The 12,725-nt window shown below is 66.1% G+C and carries 11 protein-coding genes; 8 read left to right on the top strand and 3 right to left on the bottom strand.

Annotation, left to right across the window (positions count from 1 at the left end):
* Positions 1 to 87 precede the first annotated feature (87 nt).
* The 6 genes from H7F36_RS13885 (at position 88) to H7F36_RS13860 (ending at position 5,946) form a co-directional block, all read left to right on the top strand.
* Positions 88 to 972, top strand: coding sequence for an alpha/beta hydrolase (locus tag H7F36_RS13885; RefSeq protein WP_187051374.1), 885 nt, complete (start codon positions 88 to 90; stop codon positions 970 to 972).
* A 129-nt stretch (positions 973 to 1,101) separates the two neighbouring features.
* A complete protein-coding gene (locus H7F36_RS13880; RefSeq protein WP_222620382.1) occupies positions 1,102 to 2,316 on the top strand; it encodes a multidrug effflux MFS transporter in 1,215 nt (404 codons plus the stop codon).
* 76 nt (positions 2,317 to 2,392) lie between these two features.
* Positions 2,393 to 3,292 carry a tRNA (adenosine(37)-N6)-dimethylallyltransferase MiaA gene (gene miaA, locus H7F36_RS13875; protein ID WP_222620477.1) on the top strand — a complete coding sequence of 300 codons (900 nt, stop codon included), beginning with the start codon at positions 2,393 to 2,395 and terminating at the stop codon, positions 3,290 to 3,292.
* Entirely contained in the window at positions 3,289 to 3,954 is a 666-nt protein-coding gene (locus H7F36_RS13870; protein WP_187051372.1) for an ABC transporter ATP-binding protein, read from the top strand. The genes miaA and H7F36_RS13870 overlap by 4 nt, the downstream gene beginning before the upstream one ends.
* Positions 3,955 to 3,961: 7 nt before the next feature.
* Positions 3,962 to 5,251: a 3-oxo-tetronate kinase gene (otnK, locus tag H7F36_RS13865; RefSeq protein WP_187051371.1), complete on the top strand. Its 1,290-nt coding sequence runs from the start codon at positions 3,962 to 3,964 to the stop codon at positions 5,249 to 5,251.
* 2 nt (positions 5,252 to 5,253) lie between these two features.
* Complete coding sequence (locus H7F36_RS13860) at positions 5,254 to 5,946, top strand: aldolase (protein WP_187054974.1); 693 nt, start codon at positions 5,254 to 5,256, stop codon at positions 5,944 to 5,946.
* 16 nt (positions 5,947 to 5,962) lie between these two features.
* Here the strand turns inward: H7F36_RS13860 and H7F36_RS13855 are convergent, their stop codons facing one another.
* The gene (locus tag H7F36_RS13855; protein ID WP_187051370.1) at positions 5,963 to 6,937 is read right to left on the bottom strand and encodes a threo-3-hydroxy-L-aspartate ammonia-lyase; all 975 of its coding nucleotides are present in this window, start codon (positions 6,935 to 6,937) and stop codon (positions 5,963 to 5,965) included.
* 90 nt (positions 6,938 to 7,027) lie between these two features.
* Here H7F36_RS13855 and H7F36_RS13850 point away from each other — a divergent pair, with 90 nt between their 5' ends.
* Both H7F36_RS13850 and H7F36_RS13845 read left to right on the top strand, forming a co-directional pair.
* Positions 7,028 to 9,670: an FtsX-like permease family protein gene (locus tag H7F36_RS13850; RefSeq protein ID WP_187051369.1), complete on the top strand. Its 2,643-nt coding sequence runs from the start codon at positions 7,028 to 7,030 to the stop codon at positions 9,668 to 9,670.
* Between the two features lie 131 nt (positions 9,671 to 9,801).
* Positions 9,802 to 10,815, top strand: a complete 1,014-nt coding sequence (locus H7F36_RS13845; protein ID WP_261802657.1) for a carotenoid 1,2-hydratase — start codon at positions 9,802 to 9,804, stop codon at positions 10,813 to 10,815.
* A gap of 17 nt (positions 10,816 to 10,832) precedes the next feature.
* Here the strand turns inward: H7F36_RS13845 and H7F36_RS13840 are convergent, their stop codons facing one another.
* Entirely contained in the window at positions 10,833 to 11,810 is a 978-nt protein-coding gene (locus H7F36_RS13840; protein ID WP_187051367.1) for a branched-chain amino acid ABC transporter permease, read from the bottom strand.
* A 10-nt stretch (positions 11,811 to 11,820) separates the two neighbouring features.
* Positions 11,821 to 12,696 carry a branched-chain amino acid ABC transporter permease gene (locus H7F36_RS13835; protein ID WP_187051366.1) on the bottom strand — a complete coding sequence of 292 codons (876 nt, stop codon included), beginning with the start codon at positions 12,694 to 12,696 and terminating at the stop codon, positions 11,821 to 11,823.
* Positions 12,697 to 12,725 lie beyond the last annotated feature (29 nt).

The following is a 12,725-nucleotide window of genomic DNA, read 5'->3' as shown; positions in this document are numbered from 1 at the left end:
GAAAGGCGGGCACGGGCGTTGCATGGCTTCCCCCGTGCAACCTTTCGTTGAACTTTTGGCCCCCAAGGCCAGTCTGCTAACGACCCCATGAAGCGTTGGTCTCTTTTTGCTGCCGTCATCACCCTGTTCGCCCTGTTGGCCGGCGGGTGCGCGACGCTCGACGAGCGTCAGCGCGAATGGATTTTTCAGCCCAGCGACCTGAGTTGGGGCAACAGCGCCGCCATGACCGAAGGCATGACCGACGTCTGGATCGACTTCAAATCGAATATCACATCAGAGCCCGCCCGCCTGCATGGTCTGTGGCTCGGCGGCGCGCCCGAATCGGTCGACACCCCCGTTTTGCTTTTTTTGCACGGCGCCCGTTACAACGTCGCCGGCTCTGCGCCCCGCATTCGCCGGATGCACGAACTGGGTTTTTCGGTACTCGCCATCGACTATCGCGGCTTCGGCAAGAGTTCGGCCGGCCTGCCATCTGAAGCAACGGCGCGCGAGGACGCCCGCGCGGCCTGGGAATGGCTGGCCGCAGCGCACCCGCAGCAACGCCGCTACATCTTCGGCCACTCGCTCGGCGGCGCCATTGGAATCGACCTAGCCGCGCACGTCAGCGACGAGAGCGGCACCATCGTAGAGAGCACCTTCACCTCGATTGCCGATGTGGCGAGCAGTTTCAAGTGGGGCTGGCTGCCGTTCGGCCCTTTCATCACGCAGCGCTTCGACGCGATCGACAGCGTGAAGAACATCGGTGCGCCGCTGCTTGTGGTGCACGGCTCGGCCGACAGTCTCATCAACCCGACGCTCGGTCGCAAGTTGTACGACGCGGCCACCGTGCCGAAGATGTTCGTGCTGGTCAAAGGCGGCTCGCACCACGACACCAATTCCATCGGCGAATCGCAGTACCGCGCGGCGCTGGCGCAGTTGTTTCGCATGAAGCCGCCATTGACGATGGCGAGCCTGCACGAGCCGCAGAGCTGACGCGCGGCGCTCAAGCGAAAGCTTGACCTCAAACAGCGCCGACGTGGCGCGTTTGTTACCCTCGGACCCATGCAGTCCACCGCCGTTCCGGCCGATTCAAAACCAGCGACGGCTGTCAAAGCTCCAGCGATGAAAGGCGCGGCTTCGTTGCCGATGTCGCCCGCGCTGGCCGTGGTCACGCTGGCCTTCCTCCTCGGCATTCAGCCGGTCACCACCGATCTCTATCTCCCGGCCCTCCCTGCGCTGACCACCGGTTTCGGCGCGCAAATGAAGCACGCTCAACTCACCTTGAGCGCCCTGCTGCTGGCGTTCGGCTGCTCGCAACTGGTGCTCGGCCCGCTGTCGGACCGCTTCGGCAGGCGGCCGATATTGCTGTGGGGTCTGGCGGCCTACGTCCTCGCCGCCATCGGTGCGATGCTGGCGCCGTCGATGCTGCTGCTGATCGTCTGGCGCACCGTGCAGGGCGCAGCGATGGGTGCCGCGGTGATGTCGGCGCGCGCCATCGTGCGCGATCTCTATCCGCCGGCAGAAGGTGCCCGCGTGATGTCGCGCGCGCTCACCGGCCTGGGCATCATCGCCTGCCTGTGCGCGCCGGTCGGCGGCGTGGTGTCCGACGGTTTCGGCTGGCGCTTCGCATTGCTTTTACCCGCGTTGTTCGGCGCTGCGACGCTGGCACTGATCGCGCTGCGCTTCAACGAAACGCTGACGCGGCGCAACCCCGATGCACTGCGGCCAGCCACGCTCGTCAGTACCTGGTCGACCGTCGTGCGCAACCCGACCTTTCTGTCGTTCACCGCGCTGACGACCGCGGCCTATGCCGTGCTCTTCACTTTTCTGGCCTCGTCGTCGTTCGTCTTCATCCAGGTGCTCGGCCTCTCGAAGACGCAGTACGGGCTGGTGATGCTCTGGAACTCGCTGGCCTACATCGCCGGCACCTTTTTGTGCCGTCGCTGGCTGACCCGCTACGGCCTGCGCGGCTGCATTGCAAGGGGCGGCGTGCTCACGCTGACCGGCGGCACTGTCATGGGCGCGCTCGCCCTGGGCGGTGTGCAGTCCACCTTTGCCATCGTGCTGCCGCTGACACTGGTGATGCTGGGCCACGGCATTCATCAGCCCTGTGGCCAGACGGGTGCCGTCGGGCCCTTTCCGCAAGCGGCCGGCGCCGCGTCGGCACTCAACGGCTTCGTAATGATGCTTGCCGCCTTCTTCATCGGCGGCTGGCTCGGCACGCACATGGACGGCACCGTGCGGCCGCTGGCTTACGGCATGTGGTTTTGGTGCGCCTGCATCGCAGCCATCGCCTGGACGCTGGTGCAGAAGTTCGGGGAACCGCGTGGCGGGTGATGTCGACCCGGTTGCTGGCGACATTGCCTACATCGCCATCGCAGGGCCGACGGCCAGCGGCAAGACGGCCGCCGCCATGGCCATCGCACGCACGCGCTCGGTCGAGATCGTCAGCGTCGATTCGGCGCTGGTCTACCGCGGCATGGACATCGGCACCGCGAAGCCAAGCGCGACTGAGCGGGCCGAAGTGCCGCACCATTTGATCGACATTCGCGACCCTGCCGAGCGCTACAGCGCGGCCGCTTTCATCGAGGATGCGCAGCGCGCCATCGCCGACATCCGCGCGCGCGGCAAGTTGCCTCTGCTCGTCGGCGGAACGATGCTGTACTTCAAGGCGCTGATCGATGGCCTCGACGCGATGCCCTCGGCCGACGCCGCCCTGCGCGCGAAGCTCGCAGCCGAAGCTGCCGACATCGGCTGGCCCGCCATGCACGCGAAGCTCGCCGAGGTCGACCCCATCACTGCGGCGCGACTCGCTCCAGCGGACAGCCAGCGCATCCAGCGCGCGCTCGAGGTCTGGCACGCCAGCGGCTTGCCGCTCTCGCACTTTCATGCAGTCAAAGTGGACAACGAAAACCCGATGACAGACGACCACACGAAGATCGGGACCGGCATCCTCTTCTCACTCGAGACCGAAGACCGCGCGTGGCTGCACACCCGCATCGCGCAGCGCTTCGACACCATGCTTGCCGACGGATTCATGGATGAAGTCAACACCTTGCGCGCTCGAGGCGACCTGACACCCGACCTGCCCTCGATGCGCTGCGTCGGCTATCGGCAAGCCTGGGAAGCACTCGACGGCGACTGGCCGATGGCCGAGTTGCGTGAGCGCGGCATCGCGGCGACGCGGCAACTCGCCAAGCGGCAGATGACGTGGCTGCGCAGCATGCCGAAGCGCCGTATCGTCGCCTGCGATGCGCCGGGCGCAGTCGCCGAGATCGTCCGCCAGGTCGGTCAGATCGCGGGACGTGCATGACATTGCGCATCGATAACCTCGGCAAGCACTACGGCGAAGCGGCGGTCTTCGAGCACGTCACGCTCGAAGTGGCGAGTGGCGAGTTCGTCGCCATCGTCGGCGAATCTGGCGTCGGCAAGTCGACCCTGCTCAACTGCATGGCCGGACTCGACAGCTGGGACGCCGGCAGCGTCATGCACGACGGCACCGACATCGGCAAGCTCGACGACACCGCCCGTGCCTTGTGGCGCCGCGCGAATGTCGGCTTCGTTTTCCAGGCCTTTCATGTGCTGCCGCATCTCGACGTGGCGCAGAACGTGGCGCTTCCGCTGATGTTGATGGGACGCAACGACCCGGTGCGGGTCGAACGCATGCTCGACGTGGTCGGGCTCGCCGGGCTCGGCGCCCGCTTGCCGCAGCAGCTTTCGGGCGGCCAGTTGCAACGCGTTGCCATCGCGCGCGCGCTGGTGCACAGGCCGGCATTGCTGCTGGCCGACGAGCCGACCGGCAACCTCGATCCGACGACGGCCTCCCGCGTCATGGACGTGCTCTTCGCGCAGACGCGAGAGCACGGTGCTTCGCTGGTGCTGGTGACGCACTCGGTCGCCGCGGCGGCGCGGGCCGATCGGGTGCTCCATCTGAGGGTCGACGGCATCTACGCAAACGCCCGTATCGAGGTTTAATTCAAGCATGAACAAGCTCTTACTCGGCTGCATCGCCGACGACTTCACCGGCGCGACCGACCTCGCCAACAACCTGGTGCGCGCCGGCATGCGCGTGGTGCAAACCATCGGCGTACCCACCGAGGCGTTCAGCGACGATGTCGATGCCATCGTGGTCGCGCTCAAGACGCGGACCTTGCCCGCAGCCGATGCTGTGTCGCAATCACTGGCGGCATTGACCTGGCTGCAGGCGCAAGGCGCGCAGCAGATCTACTTCAAATACTGTTCGACCTTCGACTCGACGGCCAAGGGCAACATCGGCCCGGTGACCGACGCATTGATGGACGCGCTGCACACCGACTTCACCATCGCCTGCCCCGCCTTCCCGGAGAACGGCCGGACGGTTTTCAAAGGCTACCTCTTCGTCGGCGACGAGTTGCTGCACGAGTCGGGCATGCGCAACCATCCGCTGACGCCGATGACCGACTCGAACCTCGTGCGCGTGCTGCAAGCACAGACCTCGCGTCGCGTCGGGCTCATCGACTACCGCACCGTGGCGCGTGGCGTCGACGCCATCAAGGCGCGCATCGAGGCACTGCGCCGTGAAGGCGTTTCGATGGCCATCGTCGATGCCACCAGCAACGACGATTTGATGCGCATGGGCGAGGCGTTTCGCGCCATGCCGCTGCTCACCGCCGGCTCCGGCGTAGCGATCGGCCTGCCGCAGAACTTCGGCATTTCCCCGCAACCGCAAGCGGCCGAGTTGCCACCGGCCCGCGGTCTGCGCGCCATCGTGTCGGGCAGTTGTTCGACCGCTACCAATGCGCAGGTGGCCGACTTCATAGGGCGCGGCGGCGCAGCCTTTGCGGTCGACCCGTTGCGCCTGGCCGAAGGTGTCGATGTCGCGAGCCAGGCGCTGCGCTGGGCAGAGCCCCTCCTGAAAGCCGGGCCGGTGCTGGTCTATGCAACCGCGGCACCCGATGCGGTGCGCGCAGTGCAGGCCCAACTGGGCGTGCAACGCGCTGGCGAAATGGTCGAGCACACGTTGGCCGCCGTAGCGCGAGGGCTGGTCGAACGCGGCGTCGGGCAACTGGTGGTGGCGGGCGGCGAAACATCGGGCGCCTGTGTGCAGGCGCTGGATATCGCCATGTTGCGCATCGGTCCGCAGATCGCGCCCGGTGTGCCGTGGTGCCATGCGCCCTCCACGCACTCCGCGAATGGCGCGGTGCACGTCGCGCTCAAGTCGGGCAACTTCGGCGCAGTCGACTTCTTCACTCACGCGTTCTCGTTGCTTTCACCTGAACCCGGAATGCCATGACGCTGGACGAAGCGACTGCCCGCGACGAGATCTGCCGCATCGGCCGCAGCCTCTTCGAGCGTGGCTACGTGCACGCGACCGCGGGCAACATCAGCGTCCGATTCAATAGCTCGGAGGGTGGTGGCTTTCTGATCACACCGACCGATGCCTGCCTCGGTTTTCTGGAGCCGGCGCGCCTGGCGCTGCTCGACGAAGACGGCGTGCAGCAGAGCGGCGACCGCGCGAGCAAGACCATCGCGCTGCATCGGCGCATCTACGGCGCCAGCCTCACCACCGCGGCGCCGGCGCATTGCATCGTTCACACGCACAGCACGCATTGCGTCGGTCTGACGCTCGACGGGGCCATGTGCGACGCGCCGCAAGGCCGCGAGTTGCTGCCCGCGCTCACGCCCTATTTCGTGATGAAGGTCGGCCGCGTACCGTTGATCGGCTACGCACGGCCGGGCGCGACTGAAGCCGCGGACGAAGTCGAAAACACCATCGTGCGCTACCACGCTGCAGGCACGGCGATCCGCGCCGTCATGCTGGAGCGGCTCGGCCCCACCGTGTGGCACGACACGCCGGCTGCTGCGATGGCGACGCTCGAAGAACTGGAAGAAACCGCGCGACTCTGGACCATGCGGCCCGCGAAGCCGGCACCACTCGATGAAGCCCAAATCGAAGAACTGCGCGAGCGCTTTGGCGCGATTTGGTAGAGCGCAGCGCTAAAGATCAGTCGCCAGCCAGCAGCGCAGCATAGCGCGCCAGGTCGACATTCCCGCCGCTGACCACGATACCCACTCGCCGTCCGGCGATGGCCGCACCCGCAGCGCATGCAGCCGCGAACGACAGGCACCCCGTCGGCTCGACCACCATCTTCATGCGCTCGGCGAAGAAACGCATCGCTTCGACCAGTTGCACATCGCTCACGGTCAAGATGTCGTCGACGTCCCGCTTGATGATCGCGAAGGTGTATTGGCCGAGGTGCTGGGTCTGCGCGCCGTCGGCGATGGTGCGGGGCGTTTCGATGTGGACGATCTTCCCCGAACGAAACGACTGTTGGCCATCGTTGCCTGCCTCCGGCTCCACGCCGTAGACTTTGCAACCCGGCGCCAGCGCGCGTGCTGACAACGCGGAGCCGCTGGTCAGGCCGCCGCCGCCGAGACAGATGTACAGCGCGTCGAGCGGGCCATCGGCAGCCGTGTCTTCGATCAATTCCTTGACGGCCGTGCCCTGCCCGGCGATGACATCGGGATGGTCGTAAGGCGGAATCAACGTCATGCCGCGTTCTTCTGCGAGCTGCCGCGTCACTGCCTCGCGGTCTTCGGCGAAGCGGTCGTACTGCACGACCTCGGCACCGTACTCACGCGTGGCGACGAGCTTGGCCGCCGGCGCGTCGTGGGGCATGACGATCACAGCCGGCATGCCGAGCAGGCGGGCCGACAGTGCGACCGCCTGCGCATGGTTGCCGGACGAGAACGCGATGGCACCGGCCGTGCGCTGGGCCGCATCGAACTTCGACAATGCGTTGAAGGCACCACGAAACTTGAAGGCGCCCATGCGCTGGAAGTTCTCGCACTTGAAAAAGAACTGCGCGCCATAGCGTGCGTCTGCCGTAGCAGAGCGAAGCACGGGGGTGCGGTGGGCGTGGCCTTCGAGCCGCGCGGCGGCGTCGATCACGTCTGCATAAGTCGGGAGCTGGAGCATTTGGCGAGCATATCGGACCGAGCGACGCACCGGAAGCCCTCGGTAAACCGCGCCCGTGCAAGCCTGATATCGGACCGGCACAATTGCGTGATGCGGGCCCTGCTCATCACTTTCTCCTGGCAGGAACTGCGACATCACCCGTGGCGCAATGCAGCCGCGGTGCTGGCCGTCATGCTCGGCGTGGCGCTGGCCTTTTCGGTACAGCTCATCAACGCTTCGGCGCTCGATGAATTTTCCAGTGCGGTGCGCTCGGTCAACGGGCAGCCCGATCTTGAATTGCGTGCGGCGCAGGGTGGATTCGACGAGGCGGTGTACGCGCGCGTGGCGCGGCAACCGCAGGTCCTTCTCGCGAGCCCTGTTCTGGAGCTTCAAACCGTGGCCTTCGCGGGAACAGGCGGGTCCGAACGGGCCGGTCAATCCAAAGAACAGCGTGTGCCGCTGCGCATCGTCGGCATCGATGCGCTGGCGCTCCCGACCATCGCCCCCGCGCTGCTGCCGCGACCTTCAGCCAACAGCGCGCGGTTTGCATTGTTCGCGCCGGCCACTGTCTTTCTCAACGCCGCCGCGCGTGCTGCACTCGGCGAAGGCACTGCGGCATTGCGCCTCTCCGTCAACGGCGCATGGCGCGACGTGCAGGTTGCCGGCACCGTCGCAGCGGGCGGCAGCGCACTGGCGGTGATGGACATCGGTGCCGCACAAGACCTGTTCGGCCGCGCCGGACAACTCACTCGCATCGACTTGCGGCTCGCAACCGGCACCGACCGCACCGCCTTCATCCGCTCACTGGAAAGCTCGCCGGACTGGCCGGCTGGCATCCGCATCGCCGAGCCGGGCGATGCGGCCGAACGTGTGAGCAACCTGTCGCGCGCCTACCGCGTCAACCTCACGGTGCTGGCGCTGGTCGCGCTTTTCACAGGCGCGTTTCTGGTCTTCTCGGTGCTCGCTCTCAGCGTGGCCAAACGCGCGCAGCAGTTCGCGCTGCTCGGCGTGCTGGGGCTGACGCCGCGCGGCCGCTTGCAACTGGTGCTGATCGAATCGCTGGTGCTGGGCGTGATCGGCAGCGTCGCCGGCATCGCGCTCGGCGCTGCCCTCGCCGCCTTCGCACTGCGTGTGCTGGGCGGTGATCTCGGCGGCGGGTACTTCGACGGCGTTGCGCCGACCCTGCACTGGAGCACGCCTTCTGCGCTGTTCTACGGCGGCCTCGGCGTGATCGCTGCACTGGTCGGCGGCTGGTGGCCGGCACGGGCTGCCATGTTGTTGCCGGAAGCGCAGACGCTGAAGGGGCTCGGTGCAGCGCCGGCGGCTGGCAACGGCCACTGGCTGGCGATCGCGCTCGTCGCGCTCGGCATCGCCTTGGCCACCGCGCCCGCCATCTTCGGCATCCCGATCGCCGCGTACCTTTCGGTCGCGTGCCTGCTGGTCGGCGGCATCACCGCGCTGCCCTGGTTGATCGCGCTGTTGTACGACCGCATCGCACCGCTGTTCGCGCAACACGTGCTGCCGATGCTCGCCATCGAGCGCGCTCGACGCATGCGCGGCACTGCCGCGGTCGCTGTGAGCGGCGTGGTCGCCAGCCTCAGCCTGGCGGTCGCGCTGACGGTGATGGTGGCGAGCTTTCGTGACTCGGTCACGCGCTGGCTCGACGTCGTGCTGCCGGCCGATCTCTATGTGCGAAGTGCGTCGGCTGGCAATTCCGGCAGTGGCGATCTGGCGCCGTTCATGCCCAGCTTCGTGCAGTCGCTGGCGCGAGTGCCGGGCGTGGCGCGCACCGGCACTCTGCGCACCCGACCGTTGCTGCTCGATGCCACGCGGCCCGCCGTGACGCTGATTGCCCGCGACCTCGACGACGATGTGTCGCGCTCGCTGCCGCTGATGATGGCGCCATTGCCGGTGCCGGCGGGACAGATCGGCATCTATGTCAGCGAGGCGATGGTCGAACTGTATGGGGCGCGGCCGGGGGATGTGTTCGCGCCGCTGTCGAAGGCGTTTGGCACCAGCGCGACGAATGCGCCGGGTGCTGGGAGTGCCGCGAACGCGTCGCAGGCAATGCCACCGGTCTTCTTCGTCGCCGGCATCTGGCGAGACTACGTGCGGCAGTTCGGCGCCATCACATTGGGCGCGCGCGATTTTGAGAAGCTGACGGGCGACCGCAACGTCAGCGACATCGCGCTGTGGCTCGCGCCCGGCGCGAACGAAGCATCGGTGCAGGCAGCAGTGCGTGCATCGGCAGCGCGCAGCATCGCGGCCGATGGGGCGGGCGGCGAGCCGATCGAGATCTCGTCGGTCAGTCAGATTCGCGCGACCTCGTTGCGCATCTTCGACCGCAGCTTTGCCGTCACCTACTGGCTGCAAGCAGTTGCGATCGCCATCGGGCTGTTCGGCATTGCCGCGAGCTTCAGCGCGCAGGTGCTGGCGCGCCGCAAGGAATTCGGTTTGCTCGCGCACCTCGGCTTCACGCGACGACAGGTGCTGGCGATCGTCGCCGGCGAAGGCGGGGCGTGGACCGGCATCGGCGCGCTGGCCGGCCTGGTGCTCGGGCTGGCGGTATCGGTGGTGCTGGTGAAAGTGGTGAACCCGCAAAGCTTTCACTGGACCATGGATCTGCTGCTGCCATGGCTGCGCTTGATCGCGTTGTGTGCGGCGGTGGTCGCCGCCGGCACTGTGACCGCCTGGCTCGCAGGGCGTGCGGCGGCCGGGCGGGATGCGGTGTTGGCGGTGAAGGAGGATTGGTGATGGCGACACGACGGGAAAGTCCTCTGAGTCCGGCAAGTTCGGCAAGTTCGGCAGCGCAATCAGGCACATCGAACCCCTTGCGTCGAACGCTGCTGCGAAATGCAGTGGCCGCGCTCGCTGTTCCTTTCGCGATGCCTCTCTGGGCGTTGCCGCCCCGCACATTGCAGTTCCCACGCGACTTCGGCAGCCATCCCGATCTCGCCACCGAATGGTGGTACATCACCGGCCATGCACGCGCGCAGGACGGGCGCGAGTTCGGCTATCAGGTCACGTTTTTTCGCTCGCGGATCGATGCTGCAAAGCCGTTGAATTCGGCCTTCGCCGCCAAGCAAATCGTGTTCGCGCATGCCGCCATCACCGACCTCGATGGCAAGAAGCTCTGGCACGACCAGCGCATTGCGCGCGAGGGCTTCGGCGTCGCTTCGGCCAGTCAGAGCGACACCGACGTCAAGCTGCGCGACTGGTCGCTGGTGCGTCGACCTGACTCGCAAGGCACCTACGAAGCGCATGTCGCAGCCACAGGATTCGCCATCGACCTGCGCTTTGCGCCGACGCAACCGGTGCTGCTGCAGGGCGACGCCGGCCTCTCGCGCAAAGGCCCATCGCCGGATCAGGCCAGCTACTACTACAGCGAGCCTCAACTCGCCGCGCAAGGCCGGCTGACACTGCAAGGCCGCGCCTTCGATGTCACCGGCACGGCCTGGCTCGACCACGAGGTCAGCGAAGCGCTGCTGCATCCGGACGCGGTGGGTTGGGACTGGATCGGCATGAACCTGGACGACGGCAGCGCCCTCACCGCCTTTCATCTGCGGCGTCGCGACGGCAGTGCGTTGTGGGCCGGTGGCTCGATGCGCCAAAAGGGCGGCGCGGCGCGTTCGTTCAGCGAGAACGAGGTTCGGTTCCAAGCCGAAAGCACATGGACCAGCCCGCGCACAAAGGCTGTCTACCCGACGCGCTGGCGCGTGCAGACGTCTGCTGGTACGTTTACCGTGCGCGCCTTGCTCGACGATCAGGAACTGGACGGCAGCGGAGCGACCGGGGGCGTGTACTGGGAAGGACTGAGCGAACTGCTCGATGCGCAGGGCAAGCGCGTGGGCAGGGGCTACCTGGAGATGACGGGCTACGCCGCGCCGCTCCAGTTGTGACCCGCTGATTCGCTGCGCTACTTGCGCTTGATCAGCGCGATGATCTCGCCCATGATCCCGCGTCGGAACGCCAGCACGCAGATCACGAAGATCAAGCCGGTGACCATCGTCACCGACTCGCCCAGCGTGTTGAACCACTCGATGGACGTGAGGCGGGCCAGCAGGTTGCCGAACTCGCCGATCTTGTTCTCGAGCAGCTCGACCACTGCCGCGCCGACGATCGGGCCCGACAGCGTACCGAGACCGCCGACCAGTGTCATCAAAACGACCTGACCCGATGCGGTCCAGTGCACGTCGCTCAACGTCGCGAAGCCGAGCACCAAGGTCTTGAGCGACCCGGCCAGGCCCGACAATGCGGCAGAGATCACGAACGCCAGCAGCTTGAATCGCGCGACGTCGTAACCCAGCGAGAGCGCACGCGGCTCGTTTTCCTTGATGCCTTTCAGCACCTGGCCAAACGGCGAATGGATGGTTCGCGCGATCAGCAGGAATCCCGCCACCACCACCGCGAGCGCGACGTAGTACATCGTGAGGTCGCTCGACAAATCGAGCAGGCCGAAGAGCTTGCCACGCGGCACGCCTTGCAGGCCGTCTTCGCCGCCGGTGAATTTGGCCTGCAGCGCAACGAAGAACATCATCTGCGCCAGCGCCAGCGTGATCATCGCAAAGTAGATGCCCTGACGACGAATCGCCAGCACCCCGAACAACCAGCCGAGCAGTCCGCCGGTGACGGTGCCAAGAAGAAGCCCCAGCTCAGGCGTCAGGCCCCAGGCCTTCATCGAGTAGCCGGCAACGTAAGCCGAGCCGCCCAGAAACGCCGCATGGCCGAACGACAGCAAGCCGGTGTAGCCCAACAGCAAGTTGAAGGCCGCGGCGAACAGCGCGAAGCACATCAGCTTCATCACGAACACCGGATAGGCACCGAAGAACGGCGCGAACAGCAGTGCGATGAACAACAGTCCGTAGACGATCGTGGATATCTTTTTCATGTTCATGCCGGTCGCCTTACTTTTCTTTGCCGAACAAGCCGGCGGGGCGAATCAACAGCACGATGACCATGATCAGGAAAACGACGGTGGACGATGCCTCCGGGTAGAACACTTTGGTGAAGCCTTCGACGATGCCGAGCCCGAGGCCGGTGAGGATCGATCCCATGATCGAACCCATGCCGCCAATGACCACCACCGCGAACACCACGATGATCAGGTTCTGCCCCATCAGCGGCGTGACCTGAATCACGGGTGCCGCCAGCACGCCCGCGAAGGCCGCCAGCGCTGCGCCGAAGGCGTAAGTCAGCGTCACCATCAACGGCACGTTGACGCCGAACGCTTCGACCAGCCGCGGATTCTCGGTGCCGGCCCGCAGGTACGCGCCGAGCTTGGTCCGCTCGATGACGAACCACGTTGCGAAACAAACGACGAGCGACACGACAACGACCCAGGCCCGGTAGTTGGGCAGCACCATGAAGCCGAGGTCGGTCGCGCCGTCGAGCAGCTCCGGTGCGTCGTAGCCGAGACCCGACACGCCGTAGACCGAACGGAACGCGCCTTCGATCAGCAGCGTAAGCCCGAGCGTGAGCAACAGGCCGTAGAGGTGATCGAGCTTGTAGATCCAGCGCAGCAACAGGCGCTCGATGAGCACCCCGAAAATTCCTACCACCACCGGCGCGATGAAGAGCATCGGCCAGTAGCCCAGCCCGAGGTAGTTCAGGGCCATCCATGTCAGCAGCGCACCCATCATGAACAACGCGCCGTGCGCGAAGTTGATGACGTTGAGCAAGCCGAAGATCACGGCCAAGCCGAGACTCAACATGGCATAAAACGAGCCGTTGACCAGCCCCAGAAGGAGCTGGCTCAGAAGGCCGGGCAATGAGATGGTCATGAAAACGTTCGAGGCGTCACGGTGTAGAG

Source organism: Variovorax sp. PAMC28562, assembly GCF_014303735.1.
Taxonomy (GTDB): domain Bacteria; phylum Pseudomonadota; class Gammaproteobacteria; order Burkholderiales; family Burkholderiaceae_C; genus Variovorax.
The sequence above is the reverse complement of the archived record's forward strand: the minus strand, read 5'-3'. Positions and strand labels throughout refer to the sequence as shown.